The 20,085-nt window shown below is 63.2% G+C and carries 14 protein-coding genes and 2 pseudogenes (1 of these 16 cut by a window edge); 12 read left to right on the plus strand and 4 right to left on the minus strand.

Annotated features, from left to right (window positions below; genetic code table 11):
- From SLW75_RS00410 to SLW75_RS00465, 12 genes and pseudogenes are all read left to right on the plus strand, one after another.
- Positions 1-2,582 carry the 3' end of a non-ribosomal peptide synthase/polyketide synthase gene (locus tag SLW75_RS00410; protein ID WP_410933211.1) on the plus strand. It extends 13,615 nt beyond the left edge of the window, so 2,582 of the gene's 16,197 nt are visible here — the last part of the coding sequence; its start codon lies beyond the left edge, outside the window; it ends in the stop codon at positions 2,580-2,582.
- On the plus strand, positions 2,575-4,005 hold the full coding sequence (locus tag SLW75_RS00415) for an aspartate aminotransferase family protein (protein WP_410933212.1): 1,431 nt from the start codon (positions 2,575-2,577) through the stop codon (positions 4,003-4,005). Before SLW75_RS00410 ends, SLW75_RS00415 begins: the two co-directional genes overlap by 8 nt.
- Positions 4,006-4,181: 176 nt before the next feature.
- Positions 4,182-6,380, plus strand: a complete 2,199-nt coding sequence (locus SLW75_RS00420; RefSeq protein ID WP_410933213.1) for a TonB-dependent siderophore receptor — start codon at positions 4,182-4,184, stop codon at positions 6,378-6,380.
- 1,035 nt (positions 6,381-7,415) lie between these two features.
- On the plus strand, positions 7,416-7,616 hold the full coding sequence (locus SLW75_RS00425; protein WP_065986085.1) for an MbtH family protein: 201 nt from the start codon (positions 7,416-7,418) through the stop codon (positions 7,614-7,616).
- Between the two features lie 37 nt (positions 7,617-7,653).
- Positions 7,654-8,646 (plus strand): TauD/TfdA family dioxygenase, encoded by a 993-nt coding sequence (locus tag SLW75_RS00430; RefSeq protein ID WP_410929410.1) that lies wholly within the window; start codon positions 7,654-7,656, stop codon positions 8,644-8,646.
- Positions 8,647-8,657: 11 nt separating this feature from the next.
- Complete coding sequence (locus tag SLW75_RS00435; protein WP_410933214.1) at positions 8,658-9,491, plus strand: N(5)-hydroxyornithine transformylase PvdF; 834 nt, start codon at positions 8,658-8,660, stop codon at positions 9,489-9,491.
- A gap of 42 nt (positions 9,492-9,533) precedes the next feature.
- The gene (gene fhuF, locus SLW75_RS00440) at positions 9,534-10,280 is read left to right on the plus strand and encodes a siderophore-iron reductase FhuF (RefSeq protein WP_410933215.1); all 747 of its coding nucleotides are present in this window, start codon (positions 9,534-9,536) and stop codon (positions 10,278-10,280) included.
- A gap of 151 nt (positions 10,281-10,431) precedes the next feature.
- Positions 10,432-11,256, plus strand: a pseudogene (locus SLW75_RS00445) (cache domain-containing protein); the annotation flags it as partial.
- Positions 11,257-11,619: 363 nt separating this feature from the next.
- A pseudogene (locus tag SLW75_RS00450) lies at positions 11,620-12,114 on the plus strand (methyl-accepting chemotaxis protein); the annotation flags it as partial.
- Positions 12,115-12,308: 194 nt separating this feature from the next.
- Entirely contained in the window at positions 12,309-13,070 is a 762-nt protein-coding gene (locus SLW75_RS00455) for a gluconate 2-dehydrogenase subunit 3 family protein (protein ID WP_410933216.1), read from the plus strand.
- Between the two features lie 2 nt (positions 13,071-13,072).
- Positions 13,073-14,848 carry a GMC family oxidoreductase gene (locus tag SLW75_RS00460; protein WP_065986091.1) on the plus strand — a complete coding sequence of 592 codons (1,776 nt, stop codon included), beginning with the start codon at positions 13,073-13,075 and terminating at the stop codon, positions 14,846-14,848.
- 12 nt (positions 14,849-14,860) lie between these two features.
- Complete coding sequence (locus SLW75_RS00465; protein WP_410933217.1) at positions 14,861-16,222, plus strand: cytochrome c; 1,362 nt, start codon at positions 14,861-14,863, stop codon at positions 16,220-16,222.
- A 377-nt stretch (positions 16,223-16,599) separates the two neighbouring features.
- Here SLW75_RS00465 and SLW75_RS00470 read toward each other — a convergent pair whose 3' ends face one another.
- The 4 genes from SLW75_RS00470 to SLW75_RS00485 all read right to left on the minus strand — a co-directional run bounded on the left by SLW75_RS00470 (position 16,600) and on the right by SLW75_RS00485 (position 20,047).
- Positions 16,600-17,832: a sugar MFS transporter gene (locus SLW75_RS00470; protein ID WP_410933218.1), complete on the minus strand. Its 1,233-nt coding sequence runs from the start codon at positions 17,830-17,832 to the stop codon at positions 16,600-16,602.
- Positions 17,833-17,992: 160 nt separating this feature from the next.
- Complete coding sequence (locus tag SLW75_RS00475) at positions 17,993-18,370, minus strand: L-rhamnose mutarotase (protein ID WP_410933219.1); 378 nt, start codon at positions 18,368-18,370, stop codon at positions 17,993-17,995.
- A gap of 10 nt (positions 18,371-18,380) precedes the next feature.
- Positions 18,381-19,157, minus strand: a complete 777-nt coding sequence (locus tag SLW75_RS00480; protein WP_410933220.1) for an SDR family oxidoreductase — start codon at positions 19,155-19,157, stop codon at positions 18,381-18,383.
- Complete coding sequence (locus tag SLW75_RS00485; protein ID WP_410933221.1) at positions 19,154-20,047, minus strand: amidohydrolase family protein; 894 nt, start codon at positions 20,045-20,047, stop codon at positions 19,154-19,156. Before SLW75_RS00485 ends, SLW75_RS00480 begins: the two co-directional genes overlap by 4 nt.
- Positions 20,048-20,085 lie beyond the last annotated feature (38 nt).

Below are 20,085 nucleotides of genomic sequence, written 5' to 3' on the forward strand. Positions count from 1 at the left end.
TGCGTGAAGCGCTGGTGATCGTCCGCGACAAAGGCAACGGCAAGCAGTTGCTCGGCTACGTCGGTGGTAATGACCTGTCTGAAGACAGCCTCAAGGACCAGCTGAAAACCACCCTGCCGGAATACATGGTGCCGGCGCACATTGTGGTCATGGAACGTCTGCCGCAGTTGCCCAACGGCAAGCTCGATCGCAACGCGCTGCCTGATCCGCAGCTCGGCAGTCAGGCCGTCGAAGCGCCGGAAGGTGAGCGCGAAGTCGAGCTGGCAAAGGTCTGGCAACAATTGCTGGGCGTCGAAACCATCAGCCGTCAGGACAGCTTCTTCGAGCTGGGCGGCGATTCGATCCAGTCGTTGGCGGTCATCACCCGTCTGCGTCAGGTCGGTTTCAAGCTGCTGCCCAAAGACGTGTTCAGCCATCCGCGGCTCAAGGATCTGGCCCTGCGCCTCACGGTCATCGAGGCCGGCGCAGCGCCGTTGATTGAAGACGCGCCGAAGGGCGAGTTGCCGTTGACGCCGATTCAGGCGCATTTCTTCGAGCAGCCGATGAGCAACCGCGCGCACTTCAACCAGGCGCTGTTGCTGGACGTGCAGCGCCCGCTGGAAGCGGCATTGCTGAGCAAGGCGCTGGACGCGCTGCTGGGTCATCACGATGCCCTGAACCTGAGTTTCCATCAGCACGCCGACGGTCGCTGGCAGCAGCGCTATCGAGCGACACCGGCTGTCGACAGCCTCTGGCTGCGTGACGTGGCCGACGAGCGCGCCATGACTGCGCTGTGCGAACAGGCCCAGCGCAGCCTTGACCTGCATAACGGCCCGCTGTTGCGCGTGGTGCTGGCGCAGATACCTGAAGGGCAAAAGCTGTTGCTGGTCGCTCATCACCTGGTGGTCGACGGCGTGTCGTGGCGGGTGCTGCTGGAGGATCTGGCGCGGGCTTACGCCCAGGTCGCTTCGGGCAGTGCGGCTGATCTCGGACCGAAATCCAGCAGCTTTCAGCGCTGGGCCCGGCATCTGGTCGATGCGGCACAAGCGCCTGAGCGTCAAACCGAAGTGGGCCAGTGGCGGGAGCAGGTCGGCAGCACCGAGCCGGTGTGGCCGGTGGACCACCCCGAAGGCCGCGCCACGCAACAGGACCTCGAACAGTGCGAACTGCTGCTGGACGTCGGGCTGACCCGTCGTCTGCTGCGCGAAGCCCCGGCGGCACTGGCGGCACGCACCGATGAAATCCTGCTGGCGGTGCTCGCCGAAGCGCTGAAAGGCTGGAGTGGCCAGCCCGACACCCTCATCGCGCTGGAAGGCCATGGCCGCGAAGCCCTCGCCGACGGCCTGGATGTGGGCCGCACAGTGGGCTGGTTCACCAGTCTGTTCCCGCTGCGGGTGCGTGCTGCGAACGACATCCGCCAGACCCTCGCCAGCGTGCGCGACAACCTGCGGGGCTTGCCGGACAAGGGCGTCGGCTTCGGCCTGCTGCGCTATCTGGGCAACGATTCGGCGCGTCAGTCATTGGCCGCGCTGGCGGAACCCAAGGTGGTGTTCAACTACCTCGGTCAGTTCGATCAGGACCTGGGCGATGGCCGCTTCTCGCCGTCGAAGCTGTCGGCCGGGGCGCTGGTGGATCCGTCCACGCCGCTCAATCGCGAGCTGGAAATCAACGGTCAGGTGTTCGCCGGGCAACTGGGGCTGACTTTCCGTTTCAGCGGTCAGCGCTATCAGCGCCAGACCATCGAACGCCTGCAAACCGCCTATCGCGACGGGCTGGTGGCGTTGCTGGAAAGCCTGCCGTCGGCGCAACCGGCCGCGCCGCAATCGACTGCACCGCAAAGCCTGTCGGTCAGCCGCGACGGCGCGCCGAATCCGCTGATCCGCCTGAGCAGCGGCGCCAGTGACAAGCCGCCGGTGTTCTGCGTGCACCCGGTCAGCGGCACGGTGGTGGGTTACTACGCACTGGCCCGTCGGCTGTCTGCGCAGTGGGACGTGTGGGGCATTCAGAACCGTCAGGTGCTGGACGGTCAGTGGCGCGACAGTTCTATCGAGCAAATGGCCCGGGACTACGTCAAGGCGCTGCTTGAACAGCAGCCGTCCGGCCCCTACCGGCTGATCGGCTGGTCCATGGGCGGGACCATGGTCCTGGAAATGGCCCGGCTGCTGACCCGACTCGGCAAGCGCGTCGAGTTCGTCGGCCTGATCGACGGCTACGTACCGGGCGCCGGCCAGCCGCGTCCTGCCGTGCCAGAAACCCCGGTTCTCGACGCTCATGACGAGGGCCTTGAAGCCGACGCGCACTGGCAACAGTTGCTCGGCGTCGAGCGGCACATGCGCCAGCTGGCCAATCAATGCCGCCAGATCCACGCCCTCAGCGTGCCGGTCTACGCCTGGTGGGCCGAGCGCTCGCCGGAAAATAACGATAACGCACCGGCTCTTCTGGAGCAGGGCATGGGTGTTCGCTTGCAGGTTTCTGCCTGGATCGACGCCGACCACCTTTCGATCGTCCGTGATCAGCCGTTCATCACTCAGCTTGCCGAGGCCCTCGCGCAGGTCAACGAACGCCCTCATTCCTACGATTCCCAGGAGCACGAACATGCATAGCCAACACAACGTGACGCCGATTGCCGCCCGCCACAGCGAGGCGCTGTCGAGCAGCCCGGACGCCGCCGTGGCCAACGCCGACTACCGCTTTGCGCCAACCCCGCGACTGGAGCGGCAGGCCGCCGTGGAATCCAATGCGCGCAGCTACCCACGGCGCATCCCCCTGGAACTCAAGCGCGCCCAGGGCATTCACGTGCAGGACAGCGAAGGGCGCTGGTTCATTGATTGCCTGGCCGGCGCCGGCACCCTGGCGCTGGGGCATAACCACCCCGAGGTGATCCAGGCCATGCGCGCCACCCTCGACGGCCAGCGTCCGCTGCACACCCTGGACCTGATGACCGAAGCCAAGGACGATTTCATCAACGAGCTGTTCGCCCTGCTGCCGGCGGAGTTCGCCAAGGACGCGCGCATTCAGTTTTGCGGGCCGGCCGGCACCGATGCGGTGGAAGCGGCGCTGAAACTGGTGCGCACCGCCACCGGGCGCAGCAATCTCATGGCTTACCACGGCGCCTATCACGGCATGACCCAGGGCGCGCTTGCGCTGATGGGCAACCTCGGGCCGAAGACCTACCTGGACGGGATGGCCGGTGGCGCGCAGTTCCTGCCGTTTCCCTACGACTATCGCTGCCCGTTTGGCGTCGGTGGCGAGGCAGGCGAGCGCATCGGCCTGCACTACATCGAGAACCAACTGACCGACCCGGAAAGCGGCGTCCTGCCGCCGGCCGGGATGATTCTGGAAACCCTGCAGGGGGAGGGCGGCGTGGTGCCGACCTCGGCCAACTGGCTGCGGGAAATCCGCCGCATCACCCGCGACGCTGGCGTGCCGCTGATTCTCGACGAAATCCAGTGTGGCGTCGGTCGCACCGGCAAACCGTTTGCCTTCGAACACGCGGGTATCGTGCCGGACGTGCTGGTGCTGTCCAAAGCCATCGGCGGCAGCCAGCCGATGGCGGTGGTCGTCTACAACAAGTCCCTGGACGTGTGGAAACCGGGCTCCCACGCCGGCACTTTCCGCGGCAATCAACTGGCGATGGTCGCCGGTTCCACCACGCTGCGCCTCGTCCGCGAACAGCAACTGGACCTGCACGCCGCCGCCATGGGCGAACGCCTTATCGGCCACCTGCGCTCGCTGCAGAAGGACTTCCCGCAGATGGGCGATGTGCGCGGCATGGGCTTGATGCTCGGGGTGGAAATGGTCGATCTCGACGGCCGCCCGGACGCCCTCGGTCACTTCCCCCACAGCGGCGCGCTGGCCTCGAATGTTCAGCGTGAGTGCTTGCAACGCGGCCTGATCATCGAAGTGGGCGGGCGGCACTCGTCGGTCATTCGCTTCCTGCCGCCGCTGATCGTCACCGCCGCGCAGATCGACCAGATCGCCGACATCTTCGCCGCCGCCGTTTCAGCGGCCGTCAAACAGCGTTAAACCCTTGTTGTAACAGCGTTGAACCAGGGCGTAGGACCAGCAGTGGCCCTTCGCCCTTTTTTTACGATAAGAATGGTAATGAGAAACGTTCTTTGTTACATTTTCACGCTTTTTTGACATATGTGGTCAATTTTGGGGCCTTGCCCCGTGTGATATCAAAGGGAGGGGGAGTTCGGATGGCGAGCAATAACAAGGGTCAATTCAAGGTCAATGCCTTGGCCGCACTGGTCGCAACGGTCGCCTGCCACGGCGCGGCCTGGGCGGCGGATGCCCCGGCCAAGGCCGAGCAGGGCGCCACCATCGAGCTGCAGAATTCGGTGGTCACCGGCGAAGCACCCGAAGGGGAGCAAACCGTAGGCTATCAGGTGAAAAACAGCACGGCCGGCACCAAGACCAGCACACCGCTGTCGGAAACCCCGCGCTCGGTGTCGGTGGTCACACGCCAGCGCATTCAGGATCAGGGCTCGCAATCCCTGACCGACATCCTCGGTTACGTCCCCGGCATCTTCGCCCCGCCATTCGCCGTCGGCGACGGCCTTGCGGGCGACCTGTTCTCCATTCGCGGCTACAACGCCACGGACTACGGTTACGGCCTGCTCAAGGACGGCCTGCGTCTGCAAGGCAACCGTTACGACACCACCACCGAACCCTATGGCCTGGAACGCACTGAAGTGTTCCGCGGCCCGAGCTCGATCCTCTACGGTGAAAACGCGCCGGGCGGGCTGGTCAACCTGGTCAGCAAGCGCCCGACCGAAACGCCCCAGGGCGAAGTCAAATTCACCTACGGCAGCAACAACCGCCGCCAGCTGTCCCTCGACGTGTCCGGTCCGCTGACCGACGACAACCGCATCCTCGGCCGCGTGGTCATGCTCGGCCGCAACGCCGACACCCAGGTGGATTCGGTACCGGACGACCGCATCTACATCGCGCCGTCGATGACCTTCAACTTCGACGAAGACACCGCGCTGACCCTGCTCTCCTCCTACCAGCGCGACCGCACCAAGCTGCTGCTCGGCTACCCCGCAGCGGGCACCTTGCTGAACAACGTCAACGGCAAGATCGGCAAGGACCAGTTCAACGGCAACCCGAACTGGGACGACTTCGAGCGCGAAACCTGGACCCTGGGTTACGAGTTCAAGCACCAGCTCAACGACACCTGGCAGTTCCGCCAGAACTCGCGCTTCATGGAATCGCGTCTGGACCGTCATGAGACCTGGCCGAACAACCTGAATAACGCCGGTTTTGGCAGCACCCTGACCAGCACCGCGTACGATCGCGACAACAAGTCGATCACTTACTCGCTGGACAACCAGTTCGAAGGGCACTTCACCTCCGGTGCACTGGAAAACACTGTGCTGCTGGGCGCGAGCTACGACCGCACTTCGTACAACCAGGACTGGGCGGCCGGCAACGGCGGTACCTACAACGCCTTCAACCCGGTGTTCCCGTCGGCCAAGCCGCGCATGCTCGCGACGGTTCAGAACTCGCAGCTGGATCAACAGATGTACGGCGTTTACGGCCAGCTGCAGAGCAAGTACGACAACTGGATCTACCTGCTGGGCGGGCGTCAGGACTTCGTCAACAGCCAGTACCGCAACCGCGCCGGCACCATCAGTGGCGTATCGGACCTGGACGGCTGGGACCATCGTTTCAGCTGGCAGACCGGCTTGATGTACCAGTTCGAGAACGGTATTTCGCCGTACGTGAGTTACTCGACGGCGTTCACGCCGGTGCAGCAGTCGTCGCAACCGAACGGCGAGTTGCTCGACCCGATTCTCAGCGAGCAGTACGAGGTGGGTCTGAAGTACGAGCCGGCTGGCTGGAACACGACGTTCAGCGCGGCGGTGTTTGACCTGACCAAGACCCACGACGTGATTGCCGGTTCGAACGGGTTCAGCCGTCAGATCGGCAAGAGCGAGTCGAAGGGCGTGGAGCTGGAGGTCAACAGTGATGTGACCAAGAACCTGAGCCTGACGGCGTCGTACACCTACACCGATGCGCGGGTGACGAAGGACAGTCCGGGGTCGTTGTACGAGGATCATCAGTTGACCGGCATACCGCGTAATCAGGCGAGTACGTGGGCGACGTATCGCTTCCTGGATGGTCCGATGAGCGGTTTCCGTGTGGGTGGCGGGGTGCGTTATTTCGACAATACGTTCGCGTATACCGCGCCGACGCTGTACGGGAAGTTGAAGACGGGCGATGTGACGCTGGTGGATGCGTTGGTGGGGTATGACATCGATAAGCATTGGTCGGTGGATGTGAATGCGAAGAATCTGTTCGACAAGGAGTATGTGAGCGGCTGCAATAACGCGGGTCGGTGTTATTGGGGCGAAGAGCGTACGGTCCTGGGGACTGTGGCGTTCCGCTGGTAATCCGTTAGGGGACCGCCGTTAGGGAACCGATTTATTTACAGTGCTTCATCGTAAATTAATCTGTCCCCGAGGTGCGCGGTGCGGCTTATTGCGCCAGGATCAAAAGCGTCTGCCTAGGGGCAGACGTTTCGCCTTCGGCGAGTTACTTGGAAAAGCACCCCAAGTAACCAAGGGTGCTTGCTCCTGGCTAGGCCCCTCGTTCCTCGGGGTTCCTTCACTCCGGTCCCGCTCCGTGGGCCCGCTGCCATCCGCCATCCATGGCGGGGGGCAGCTCTCGCCGCATCCATGCGGCTCGGCCCACTGCGCGAGACTTCCGTTCAGCCTGCACCCAAGTCGCGATGGGTGTCGTCTGAGCTTCATGTGTATGAAGATCAAAAGTAACGGCAACGGCAACGGCAACGGCTTCCCGGCTAAAGCCGGTCCTACAGTCGAGGCACCGCCAATTCCACTGGACGCCTGCGATCCCTTTGTAGGACCGGCTTCAGCCGGGAAGAGGCCAGCCCACTCCCCAACAATTTCGCTGATAGCACCCCTTTCCTGTGGGAGCGAGCTTGCTCGCGAATGCTGTTGCTGTTGCTGTTGCTGTTGCTGTTGCTGTTGCTGTTGCTGTTGCTGTTGCTGTTGCTGTTGCTGTTGCTGTTGCCGTGCTTTTGATCTTCATACACAAAACGGCCAGTCACCGCCAAACGCGACTTGGGTGCAGGCTGAACGCAGACGACGCGCAGTGGGTCGAGCCGCATGGATGCGGCGAGAGCGCCGTCAGGACATGGATGTCCGTTCGGCGCGGGCCCACGGAGCGTCGTCGGAGTGAAGGAACCCCGAGGTACGAGGGGCCCAACCAGGAGCAGGTACCCTTGGTTACTTGGGGTGCTTTTCCAAGTAACTCGCCGAAGGCGAAACAGTCTGCCCCCAGGCAGACGCCCTTGATCCGCTTTTAAGTTTTTCGCGAAAAACCACTAACCATCCAGCCCCCTCGTTCGTCTTTCAGGTAAGGCGCGCTTACCTGCGCCGTTCCAACACCACGAGGGATAACACATGAGCTTCGACAGCGAAAACACACAGTTCCGGGTCGTCATCAACCACGAAGAACAGTACTCCATCTGGCCCGACTACAAAGCCATCCCGGACGGCTGGAAAAGCGTCGGCGTCGAAGGCGACAAACAGACCTGCCTCAACCACATCGAAAGCGTCTGGACCGACATGCGCCCCCTCAGCCTGCGCAAGGCCATGGCCTGAACCCACCCCCTTCAGCCACATCAGGAGCGTCCCGCCCATGAACATGCGCATGCTCACCCCCGAACGCCTGCGCCTTGAAGCCGGCTTCCCCCTGCGCGTCCAGCCCGGCCAGACCGGCGTCTCCCTGGCCGCCGAAATCGACGCCCTGCGCAGCGTCGTTGACCACTCGCTTGAGCGCGACGGCGCCATCCTCTTCAGCGGCTTCACCCCCGAAGGCGTCGAAGGCTTCCAGCAGTTCGCCGCCTCCTTCGGCCACCCGCTGCTCAACTACGAATTCGGCTCCACCCCGCGCAGCCAGGTCGATGGCAAAGGCGTCTACACCTCCACCGAATACCCGGCCCACCGCTCGATCCCCCTGCACAACGAACAGGCCTACACCACCGAATGGCCCATGCGCATCTTCTTCTACTGCGCCAAAGCCGCGGTCAGCGGAGGCGAGACGCCGATTGCCGACAGCCGCCGGGTGTTCCAGCGCATCAGTCCGGCGCTGCGCAAACGCTTTGAAGAAAAGCGCCTGATGTACGTGCGCAACTACGGCAACGGTCTCGACCTGACCTGGCAACAGGTCTTCAACACCGAGCGCCACAGCGACGTCGAAGACTACTGCCGCCCCCGGGGCATCCAGTGCGACTGGAACGAGGACGGCGACCTGCGCACCCGGCAGCTGGTGCAAGGCGTCGCCCAGCATCCGCGCACCAAAGACTGGGTCTGGTTCAACCAGGCGCACCTGTTCCACCTGTCGAACCTGGACGAGGAGATGCAGGAGATCCTCCTCGACACCGTCGGCGAAGAAGGCCTGCCGCGCAACGTCTACTACGGCGACGGCAGCCCGCTGGAGGCCGACGCCCTGGCAGAAATTCGTGGCGTGCTGAGCGAATGCGAAGTGGTCTTCCCCTGGCAGACCGGCGACGTGCTGATGCTCGACAACATGCTCACGGCGCACTCGCGCAAGCCGTTCAGCGGCGAACGCAAAGTCGTGGTCGCCATGGCCGAAGGCGTCAGCGGCAACACCCTGCACACCCTTTCCTGAGTCCGATATTCATGCAGAAAACCAAGCTTGTTTACGTCTGGTCGTTGCGTAACGCCGCGGCGGACAAGGCCGGTCAATACGTCGATTACCACGGCGAGCAGCGTTACATGACCTCGCCGCTGGAGTACCTGGTCAAGGCGCTCAACGACACCGCCCTCGGCGATCACTACTCGCTGGAAGCGATCATCTACGACGAAAACCCCGAGTCCGCGCGGGACCGCGAGAGCATCAAGGACTACGGGTTCAAGCCGGGGCAGGGCGCCCACTGGTTCTACCCGGCGGGCCTGACGGTGCAGGGGCGCAAGGTCGATGACCTGCTGGAAAACGTGCCGTCGAGCTACCGCGCCTTGCCCCTGGACCACAGCGCGCGGCCGGCCGGCAAATCGGATTTCGAGCGACGTCTCGGCGAGCGGCTGCACGCGTTGGGCGCCGACATTGTGGTGCTCGACGGGCTGTTGGTGATCCTCGACGAACTGGTGCGGGAAGGGGCTGATTTCCATCGGCGCATCTTCAACGTGCACCCGGGCATCACCCGCCTGGAATCGCCTTACGAACGGCGCGGCGCCTATGCCACCCTCGACGCGCTGTACGGCGCCCGGGGCAAGAAAGTGGTCGACTGGACCACGCGGGAGATGGTGGACACGCCGGTGGTGAACATGACCGGCGCGTCGTTCCATTACGTCGACACCGGCATCGATTCCGGTGAGGTGGTGTTCGACGTGCTCGACACGCCGATCGCGCCCGACGACACCATCCTCGAACTGCGCTGGAACAACTTCAACAACAGCCTGTTTCCCGCGCTGGAGCAGGGGTTGTGGGTGCTGGCGCGGCAGCAGTCCCATTGACCGCTTCACGATGAACAGGCGGCCAGCACAGCGAATCGCCCCATGATTCCTGCGCTGGCGCCGCTGTTTATCGCTGACTTCGAGCACTATCGCGACGTCCTCGTGCTGCCGGACGACCCCCGCGTCGGCGTGCCTTTACGCACCTTTCTCGGCGGCGATTACCTGAACGATGTCCTGACGCGATTCGGTACTGCCTATCCCGAGAGCGACCCGCGCGGGCTGGCGTCGATCTGGAGCAAGTACTACTTCGTGAAGATGATTCCGCCGGTGGTGGCGGCTTCGCTGATTCTCGACCATCGTCTGCCGCTGCACCTCGATCATCTGCAGCTGATTCTCGACGATGATTGCCTGCCTGTCGCGTTCAAACTGCCTGACGCGGGCCAGCAATGGACGCCCGGTCCGGCCGATGCTTTCGAGCGTTTCGATGAGTTGCTCGACCATAACCTCAGGCCGTTCATTCAAGCCTTGGCCGGCCACGTCCGCCTGTCCCCCAAGGTCCTGTGGAGCAACGCCGGCAACTATTTCGAGTGGTTGTTGGGTGTGCTGGCCAATGCGGTGCCTCACGCCGATCTGACCCATGGTCACCAGTTGCTCAACGCCCGACATCTCCCCAATGGACGCCGCAATCCGCTTTACCAGCCGGTGCGTTACCTCAAGATTGACGGGCAAAGCGAACCAAAGCGACAACGCCGGGTGTGCTGCATTCGTTATCGAGTGACCGCGCTTGAGTTGTGTGACAACTGCCCGTTATCTAAACCAAAGCCGCCAGTGAAAATCCATCCACGCTGATCGCTGCGCAGGCCCTGGCCTGTGGCTCTGGCCCCATTCATATGGATACGGGCTAGCCAATACATTGGCGTCAAATTGCCAGCAAAAGCTTTGAAGTTGTACGATCTCTGGCCGATAGTGGGGGACTAACGACCAGGAGGTGACCCGTCCCATGAAGCTTACCGTCAAGCGCAAGCTGCTCTGTCTTGCCATCATTCCCGCCCTGTTGTTCGCGCTGATTCTCAGTGGCGTCGCCTCGTGGGTGTTGCAGCGCAGTGCCGATCAGCAGATGCAGGAAACCCGCGAGCAACTGGTGAAACGTAACCGCCAGGTGCTTAAAAATTACGTGGACGTGGCGTTGACCACCATCAAGCCGCTGCACGATGCCTCCGCCCCCGGTGACATGGCCGCACGGGACAAGGCGCTGGAACTGCTCAAGCCGATGAAGTACGGCGAAGACGGTTACTTCTTCGGTTACGACACCAAAGGCGTCCGGGTTTTCCGTGGTGACAGCGCGGCGGGCGTCGGCAAAAGCTTCTGGGACACCCGCGACCCCGACGGCACCTACCATTACCAGACCTTCGTGGAAGTGGCGAAGAACGGTAAACACTACGTCGATTACGCGGCGCCCAAGCCCGGCGATGAAGCGGTGCAAGTGCCCAAGCTCGGTTACACGGTGTACCTGGACAAGTGGGACATGGTGCTGGGCAGCGCGATCAACATGGACGACATCGACGCCGCCATGGTCCTGGAGCAGGCCGCCGTCGCCAGCCGCACGCGCAGCATTCTCGGCAGCGTCTTCGTGGTGACCCTGGTTCTGCTGCTGCTCACGGCGACGGCGGGCCTCTGGACCGCCAACGGCATCGTCCGCCCGCTGCGCATTCTCAAAAGCAACCTGGACGACATCGCCGCCGGCGACGGCGACTTGACCCACCGCCTGGTGGTGACCGGTCGCGATGAGCTGGGTGATTTGGCGGCCTCGTTCAACCAGTTCGTCGACAAGATCCACGCCATGGTCCGGCAGGTTGCGCAAATGACCACCGACCTGGACGGGCTGGTCAATCAGGCAACCCAGCAGACCCTGCGTTCCGAGAAGGCCATGCAGCGTCAGCGTGAGGAGACCGATCAGGTCGCCACCGCCATTCACGAGATGTCCGCCGCCGCGCAAGAAGTGGCACACAGCGCGCAACGGGCCGCCGAGGCCGCTTCCGAAACCGATCTGCAAGGTCATAACGCGCGCAAAGTGGTGGGCACCAGCATCACCGGGATGAACTCGCTGGTGAACGACATCCGCATGAGCGGCACCAGCCTGGACAGCCTGCAACAGGACGTGCGCTCTATCGTCTCGGTGCTGGCGGTGATCCGCTCGATTGCCGATCAGACCAACCTGCTGGCCCTCAACGCCGCGATCGAAGCGGCGCGTGCCGGGGAGGCCGGGCGCGGTTTTGCCGTGGTCGCCGATGAAGTCCGCGCGCTGGCCAGCCGTACCCAGCAAAGCACCCAGGAAATCCAGGGCATGATCACCCGTCTGGAAACGGGCACTCATGCCTCCGTCGAAGCCATGCGCCGTTCCACTCAGGCAGGCGAGGGCGCCAACCAGCAGACCAACGAAGTGGGCCAGTCGCTGGATTCCATCTCGCAGCTGATCGGCACCATTAACGCGATGAACGCGCAGATTGCCAGCGCCGCCGAAGAGCAGACCTCGGTGGCCGAGGAAATCAACCGCAGCGTCCACCAGATCGCCGGTGCCGTGGAAAACCTCGCGGAGGAAACCGAGCAGAGCTCGCGCACCATGCGTGACGTCTCGACCCTGGGCAGCAACCTCAGCGCCTTGGTCCGCCAATTCAAGATCTGATGAATCGTTTAACCCGGGCGCGCTAAGGCGTTAGCTGGTTTGATGGCACCCAGATACTTAGCCTGGCAACGATTAGTGCGCGATCCATTCGCCTCGCGTCTGCGGATCAGTCGCCGCAGCGTCGGGCGAGTTCCTAAGAAGAAAACACAAGAAAAACGAAGCACACCCGTGTTTGGTCTCAGGAGAAGTGAACGATGTTCGATGACAACACCTCCGCGGCGCGTCGCGATTTTCTACGCAAGTCGCTGACACTCATCCCCGTTGTAACCCTGGCCAGCGCCGGCCTTCCTTCCGGTGCCTTCGCGCAAACGCCCGCCAGCGACGTACAGCAAAGCCTGCCTGCCGGGCCGGTGGCGGCAGCGGCAGCGGCACCGGGCGACTACACGCCGACGTTCTTCACGCCGCAAGAGTGGGCCTTCCTCATCGCGGCCTGTGATCGCCTTATCCCGTCCGACCACGTCGGCCCCGGCGCCGTCGAACTGGGCGTGCCCGAATTTCTCGATCGACACATGCAGACGCCGTACGCCAACGGTGGCATCTGGTACATGCAGGGCCCGTTCCTCGAAGCCGCGCCCGAGTTCGGCTATCAAGGCCGGCTGAACCTGCGTGAAACCCTGCGCGTCGGCATCAAGGCCATGGACGCGCACTGCAAGAAGACCTACGACGGCAAAGTCTTCGCCGAGCTGTCCTCGGCCCAACAGGAAGACCTGCTCAAGGCCGCCGAGAGCGGCAAGCTGGCGCTGGAGGACATCGCTTCAAAGCTGTTCTTCAGCAACCTGCTCAACGAAGTGCGCAACGGCTATTTCGCCGACCCGTCCCATGGCGGCAACAAAAACATGGGCGCGTGGAAAATGATCGGCTACCCCGGCATGCGTGCCGATTACACGGACTGGATCACGGTACGCGACAAGCCCTATCCGCTGGCACCGGTCGATCTGTCCGGGCGGAGGGGCTGAACATGGCAAACGTAAAACCGAAAGTAGACGCCGTCATTGTCGGAATGGGCTGGACGGGCGCGATCATGGCCAAGGAATTGACCGATGCCGGGCTGAATGTGGTGGTCCTGGAGCGCGGTGCAGACCGCGACACGCAGCCGGATTTCGCCTACCCGAAAGTCGTCGACGAACTGGAAGGGTCGGTGCATCGCCGTTACCTGCAAAGCCTGGCCCAGGAAACCGTCACAGTGCGCCACAACCTGACGTCCACCGCCGTGCCCTATCGGCAGATGGGCTCGTTCAAACCCGGCACAGGCGTCGGTGGTGCGGGCAGTCACTGGTCCGGCTGCCACTTCCGCGCATTGCCCGAAGACTTCAAGCTGCGCACCAACGTCGAGCAGCGCTACGGCGCAAGCTTCATCCCGTCGGACATGAGCATCCAGGATTTCCCGGTCAGCTACGAAGACCTCGAACCGCACTTCGATCACTTCGAATACGTCTGCGGCACGTCGGGCAAGGCGGGGATCATCAGCGGGGTCAAGCAGCCCGGCGGCAACCCTTTCGAAGGCTCGCGCTCCCGTGAGTTTCCCCTGGGCCCGAACCCCAATTACCTCGGCGCCGAAATGTTCTACGGGGCCGCGCGGGAGATGGGTTGGGACCCGTATCCGATTCCGGCGTCCAATGCGTCGGCGCCCTACGTCAACCCGTACGGTTGTCAGATGGGCCCGTGCAACGCCTGCGGGTTCTGCAGCGACTACGGCTGCCTGAACTACTCCAAGGCGAGCCCCAACATCAGCATTCTGCCGGTGCTGCGTCAGCGCAAGAATTTCGAGCTGCGCACCCACGCTCAGGTGCTCAAGGTCAACCTCGACAGCGACGGCAAAAAAGCTACTGGCGTCACCTACCTCGATGCTCAGGGCCGGGAAGTCGAGCAGCAGGCCGATCTGGTCTTGCTGTGCGCGTTCTCGCTGTACAACGTCCACCTGATGCTGCTCTCGGGGATCGGCAAACCCTACGATCCGCAGACTGGCGAAGGCACGGTCGGGCGCAATTATTCCTACCAGAACCTCAACCGCGTGGTGCTGTTTTTCAACAAGGAAGTGCAGGCCAATCAGTTCATCGGTATCGGTGGCGCCGGCACCACGATGGACAACCTCAACGGCAACCAGCTGGATAACGCCAAGGCCGGTTTCGTCGGCGGCGGCATCATTTGGGCGCGGCAACCCGGGGGCGGGCCGGTGCGCGGGATCAACGTGCCACCGGGCACGCCGAACTGGGGCACCGCCTGGAAACAGGCCGCCAGCGACGCGTTCCGTCACTCGTTCTATTTCGAGGTCCAAGGCGCCTGCATGTCCTACAAGCAGCATTACCTGAGCCTGGACCCGACCTACAAGGACGGCTTCGGTCGACCGCTGCTGCGCATCAACTTCGACTGGCACGACAACGAGATCAAGGCCTCGCAGTTCCTGGTGGGCAAGGCGCTGGAGATGTCGAAGATCCTCAACCCGGTGGCGCTGGCCGGCGATGCCAAGAAACCCGGCGAGCATTACAACATCACCAAGTACCAGAGCACCCACACCTGTGGCGGCGCCATCATGGGCAGCGATCCGAAGACCTCGGCGCTGAACCGTTATCTGCAGTCCTGGGACGTGCACAACGTTTTCGCCATCGGCGCCAACGCGTTCCCGCAGAACAACGGCTACAACCCGACCGGGATGGTGGGTGCGCTGGCGTACTGGTCCGCCAAGGCCATTCGCGAGCAGTACCTGAAAAACCCCGGCCCGCTGGTTCAGGCCTAAGGAGAAATGACCATGAAGAAGTTTCTCTTGAGCCTGATTTCACTGGCGGTGCTGGTGTTCGTTGCGCTGCTGGTGTTCGCGCTCTGGCCGACCTCGACGCCCAAACTCGCCCCCGCGCCCGACACCGATCAGGCCGCGCTGATTGAAAAGGGCCGCTACCTGGCCGACGCCGGAGACTGCACGGCGTGCCACACCACCACTGGTGGCAAGCCGTTCGCCGGAGGACTGCCGATTGCATCGCCGATCGGCACGCTGTACAGCAGCAACATCACCCCGGACACGGCGTCCGGGATTGGCCTTTACTCGCTGGACGACTTCGACCGTGCGCTGCGTCATGGCATCGCGGCCAACGGCAACAGCCTGTACCCGGCCATGCCGTATCCGGCCTATGGGCGAACCACGGATGACGACGTGCGCGCGCTGTACGCGTACTTTATGCACGGCGTGGCTCCGGTGCAGGCCGAGAACCGCGCCAACGATGTGCCGTGGCCGTTGTCGATGCGCTGGCCGCTGGCGATCTGGCGCAAGGTCTTCGCGCCATCGCCCGAGGCCGTGGCGTTCAATAGGGCGCGCTACCCGGACGCGCAAGTCGCTCGCGGGGCGTATTTGGTTCAGGGACTGGGGCATTGCGGCAGCTGCCACACGCCGCGTGCAATCACCCTGCAGGAAAAAGCCCTGGATGAATCGGGCGCGGAATTCCTTTCCGGCGGCCCGGTGATCGACGGCTGGCTGGCGGTGAACCTGCGCGGCAATCCTGCTGACGGACTGGGCAGCTGGAGCAAGGACGACATCGTCGCCACCCTGCGCAGCGCGCGCAGTGCGACCCATGCGGTATTGGGCGGCGCGATGGGCGATGTGGTGGTGCACAGCACCCAGCATCTCAACGATGCCGACTTGCAGGCGGTGGCCGCGTACTTGAAAACCCTGCCGGCGAGCGAGCCTCAGGTGTCCAGCTTCAAGGCGGATCCGGCAACCGCCAAGGCTCTGGCGGCGGGGCAGGAGGGCAGTCGCGGTGCCGAGTTGTATGTCGACAACTGCGCGGCCTGCCACCGCACCAACGGACAGGGTGAGGAGCGGGTTTTTCCGAAGATCGCCGGCAACTCGTCGGTGCTGTCGGAAGACCCGGTGTCGATGATTCGTCTGGTGCTGGCCGGCAGCAAACTCCCCGCCACCGAAACGGCGCCTTCGCAACTGGGCATGCCCGGGTTCGCCTGGCGCATGTCCGATGAAGAAGTGGCGCAACTGCTGACCTTCATCCGCAGCAGCTGGGGCAACCAGGCACCGGCCGTCAACGCCGGCCAAGTGGCGCAGATGCGCGCGACACTGCCGAAAGAATCCCCGGCGGTGAGCCGTACGGACATTGCCAAGCCCTGAGGGTTAGCGCTGAGCGGGTGACTTTCTGATAGTTCCCACGCTTCGCGTGGGAATGCCCGGTCGGACGCTCTGCGTCCCTGAGACGATGCACATTTCAGGTGTTGTGCGAGGCGACGCGGAGCGTCACGGGATGCATGCCCACGCAGAGCGTGGGCACGATCACGATTGGGGCTGGCTGAAACCTGATAGTAGGACCGGCTTCAGCCGGGAAAACGCAAGTCTTCACACCGCAAAAGTGAGGGTGTCGCAACTGGCCTCTTCCCGGCTAAAGCCGGTCCCACAAAAGCGTCGCGCACGCCGATTGGGACTGGCTTAAACCTGATAGTAGGACCGGCTTCAGCCGGGAAGGCGTCAGTCCTCACACCACAAACCCGAGATCACGCCTCCCGCCCGCGTAACCCGCTACGCCCGTAAAACGCCACCACCACAAAACACCCCAGCGGCAGCAGGTACGCCAGCGCCGTGGAGAAATGATCCGCCACCAGCCCCATGAAGTACGGCATCAGGGCGCCGCCGACGATGGCCATGATCAGGAACGAGCTGCCGCGTTTGGTGTGGGGGCCGAGGTTTTTCACGCCCATGGCGAAGATGGTCGGGAACATGATCGACATGAAGAAGAACACCGCCACCAGCGCCACCACGGACACGCTTTCCACGCCGCTGACCACCACCGCGCACAGCGCGACGTTGATCCACGCGTAGACCATCAGCAGCCTTTGCGCCGGGATGCGCCCCATCAGCCAGGTGCTGAAGAAGCGCCCGCACATGAAGCAGATCATCGCCACCGACAGCAAATAGGCGGCGCTCTGGCTGGTCATGCTCGCCCAGTGCTCGGTGACGTAATTGATGAAGAACGCGCCGACGCCGACTTGCGCCGCCACGTAGAAGAACTGCGTGACCACGCCACCGACGAATTCGCGGTGCTGCCAGAGGGTTTTGCTGTCCTGACGCTGGATGCTCGATTCCTGTTCGCGCAGATCGGGCATCGGCGTTCGGGCGAACAGCGCCGCCACCAGCAGGACGATCACCGCGATGACCACATACGTGGTTTGCAGCGAACTGTTGTCACTGCCGGCGTTGCTGCCGCCGAAGAACAGCGCGCCACCCAGCAGCGGCCCGACGAACTGGCCAAGGCCGTTGAACGATTGCGCCAGATTGAGCCGACGTTCAGCACCTTTCGCATCGCCCAGCACCGTCGCATAGGGATTGGCCGCCGTCTCCAGACAACCCAGGCCCAGGGCGATGACGAACAGCGCGAACAGGAAGAACGGGAAGCTCGCCGCATTGGCCGCCGGCATGAACAACAACGCGCCCGCAGCGTACAGGCACAGACCCAGCAGGATCCCGGCCTTGTAGCCGAAGCGGTCCATCAAAAAGCCGGCGGGCAGGGCGATGATGAAATACGCGCCGAAGTAGGCCGCCTGCAGCAGCCCGGACTGGGCCTTGCTGACGTGCAGCGTTTCCTGAAAATGCTTGTTCAGCACATCAAGCAGGCCATACGACAGGCCCCAGAGAAAAAACAGGCTGGTCACCAGCATCAACGCCATCCGCACCGATGGCTCAGCGTGCCGATACACCCCAGTCTGTACTTTGCCGTGTTTGGTCAACATAACGCTCTCCTTTTTTGTTGTTGTTCAAGCGTGCCTGTGGAAGTGAGCTTGCTCACGAAGAGGCCGGTACATCCACGAGTTTTCCAGCGTTTGAAACTCAGCTTTCGCGAGCAAGCTCGCTCCCACCAGAGACCCATTCAGCAGCCGGCGCAGAGGGGTGTCAGGGCTCATGAAGTCTTTTCAATTGCTCATCCAGACTGAAAATCTGCGCCATCGGCTGCCATTTATTCCCCGGCTCGGTCCACGGCGTCGGCTTCTGAAACCGCCACATCAGCGCCTCCCATTCCTGTACCTTGGGATGGGCCGCCGACGCTTGGTCCATCGCGTCGGCGCTGAAGCCCGGCGCCGTGTCCATGACCATGAACAGCCGCGTGCCCAGTCGCCAGATCTGCATGTCCAGCACGCCCTGACTGCGCAGGTGCCCGGCGATTTCCGGCCAGATGCGCCGATGCAACTGCTCATACTCGGCAATCAACGCCTCGTCATCGGCAAGGTCCAGGGCCAGACAAAAACGCTGCGCAACCAGCCCAGTATTCATGTCAGCGCGCTCATGTCAGTGCCCGGTCAAGGTGCGTATAGCCGCCGTCCACCACCAGCCATTGCCCGGTGGTGTGTGACGCTCGCGGGGACAGCAGAAACAGCACGCTGTCGGCGATCTCGGTCGGCGTGGTCATGCGCTGGCCCAAGGGGATTTTCTCGACGATCTTCGCCAGCTTCCCGTCAGGGTCGTCAAAGCTGGCAATCCAGCGCTCGTACAGCGGCGTCATCACTTCGGCCGGGATCACCGCGTTCACCCTCACGCCATCGCTCAGCAACGACGCCGCCCATTCCCGTGTCAGGGACAGTTGCGCGCCTTTCGAGGCGGTATAACCGCTGGTGCCGCCCTGGCCGGTGAGGGCGGTTTTCGAGCCGATGTTGACGATGGCGCCCTTGCTCGCCTTCAGCGCGTCAACGCACAAATGCGCCATGACGTAGTAGTGAATGAGGTTCTTCTCCAGCGACTCGATGAACGCGCTGCGACCGGCCTCCAGCCCGACGTTGTCATTGACCCCGGCGTTGTTGACCAGCCCGTCGATGCGACCAAAGCGTCCCAGCACCTGGCTCACCGCCGCCGCACATTCGGCCTCATCGCGCAGCTCGACCTGGACGAACAGGGTTTGCGGCTGGCGTCTGTCCAGTTCTGCCGCGAGTTCGGCGGGCAGCGGTTGATTGGCGAAGATCACCGGGATCGCGCCTTCTTCGGCCAGCCCCAGCGAGATGGCTGCGCCAATCCCCGAGCCGCCGCCGGTGACGATGATCACTTTGTCGTGCAGGTGCAGATTCATGGGCAGTTTCCTTGCAGGCCATAAAGGGAAATGGCGGTGCCGCCGCGCAGCGCATGTTGCTCATCGGCAGAGAGCGTACTGATGGCGGTTTCGAACAGCTGGTGGACGTCGCTGTAACGGCCGGCGAGCTGGCAGACCGGCCAGTCGGAACCGAACATCAACCGTTGCGGCCCGAACAGCTCCAGCGCCAGATAGAAGTACGGCAGCAGCTCCCCCGGTCGCCAGTGCTGCCAGTCGGCCTCGGTAATCAGCCCGGAGAGCTTGCAGGCGACGTGGGGCAGGGCGGCCAGCGGGGCGAGCCGATCGGCCCAGGCAATGGGGTCTTCCCGGGACAGGTCCGGTTTGCCGAGGTGATCGAGGATCAGGTGATGCCGGTCGTGGCGTTGGCAGAATGCGGTAGCGGCGTGCAGGTCTTTGTCTTTTATCAGCACGTCGTACGCCAGCCCGTGGCGTTGCAACAGCTGAATGCCACGGGCGAACGCAGGGTCCTGGAGGAACAGCGACGGCGCCGGTTCGTCCTGGATCAGATGACGGAGGCCGACCAGTTTTTGCGCGCCTTTATGAGCGTCGCCCCAGCGTGAGAGTTGCGCCTCTAGGTCATCCGCCCGCAGATCCGCCCAGCCGACCACGCCAAAGATCCACGGGTAAGTGGCGGCGTGGCTGAGCAGCGCGTCGGTCTCGCTGACGCTGTGCCGCGCCTGCACCGCGATGCAGCCGTCGATACCGTGCTCATCGAGCAGAGGTTTCAAATCCCCCGGCAGGAAATCCCGTTGCAACGCAGCATGGCGCTGGTCGATCCAGGGGTAATCCCGGGCGTCGTAGGTCCAGAAATGCTGATGGGCATCCACCCGCAAGGGCGCTGCCGGAACGCTTGAGTGTCGGGACGACATTGTTGTTGTACTCCGTCCGTTTCATGCCTGGGCAAAGC

Source organism: Pseudomonas sp. W5-01 (assembly GCF_046540435.1).
GTDB classification, from domain to species: Bacteria; Pseudomonadota; Gammaproteobacteria; order Pseudomonadales; family Pseudomonadaceae; genus Aquipseudomonas; species Aquipseudomonas graminis_B.

Excerpts from the sequence above, each read along its gene's own strand:
- SLW75_RS00415 (WP_410933212.1), top strand. The coding sequence starts at position 2,575 with ATGCATAGCCAACACAACGTGACGCCGATTGCCGCCCGCCACAGCGAG.
- SLW75_RS00420 (WP_410933213.1), top strand. The coding sequence starts at position 4,182 with ATGGCGAGCAATAACAAGGGTCAATTCAAGGTCAATGCCTTGGCCGCA.
- SLW75_RS00425 (WP_065986085.1), top strand. The coding sequence starts at position 7,416 with ATGAGCTTCGACAGCGAAAACACACAGTTCCGGGTCGTCATCAACCAC.
- SLW75_RS00430 (WP_410929410.1), top strand. The coding sequence starts at position 7,654 with ATGAACATGCGCATGCTCACCCCCGAACGCCTGCGCCTTGAAGCCGGC.
- SLW75_RS00435 (WP_410933214.1), top strand. The coding sequence starts at position 8,658 with ATGCAGAAAACCAAGCTTGTTTACGTCTGGTCGTTGCGTAACGCCGCG.
- fhuF (WP_410933215.1), top strand. The coding sequence starts at position 9,534 with ATGATTCCTGCGCTGGCGCCGCTGTTTATCGCTGACTTCGAGCACTAT.
- SLW75_RS00455 (WP_410933216.1), top strand. The coding sequence starts at position 12,309 with ATGTTCGATGACAACACCTCCGCGGCGCGTCGCGATTTTCTACGCAAG.
- SLW75_RS00460 (WP_065986091.1), top strand. The coding sequence starts at position 13,073 with ATGGCAAACGTAAAACCGAAAGTAGACGCCGTCATTGTCGGAATGGGC.
- SLW75_RS00465 (WP_410933217.1), top strand. The coding sequence starts at position 14,861 with ATGAAGAAGTTTCTCTTGAGCCTGATTTCACTGGCGGTGCTGGTGTTC.
- SLW75_RS00470 (WP_410933218.1), bottom strand. The coding sequence starts at position 17,832 with ATGTTGACCAAACACGGCAAAGTACAGACTGGGGTGTATCGGCACGCT.
- SLW75_RS00475 (WP_410933219.1), bottom strand. The coding sequence starts at position 18,370 with ATGAATACTGGGCTGGTTGCGCAGCGTTTTTGTCTGGCCCTGGACCTT.
- SLW75_RS00480 (WP_410933220.1), bottom strand. The coding sequence starts at position 19,157 with ATGAATCTGCACCTGCACGACAAAGTGATCATCGTCACCGGCGGCGGC.
- SLW75_RS00485 (WP_410933221.1), bottom strand. The coding sequence starts at position 20,047 with ATGTCGTCCCGACACTCAAGCGTTCCGGCAGCGCCCTTGCGGGTGGAT.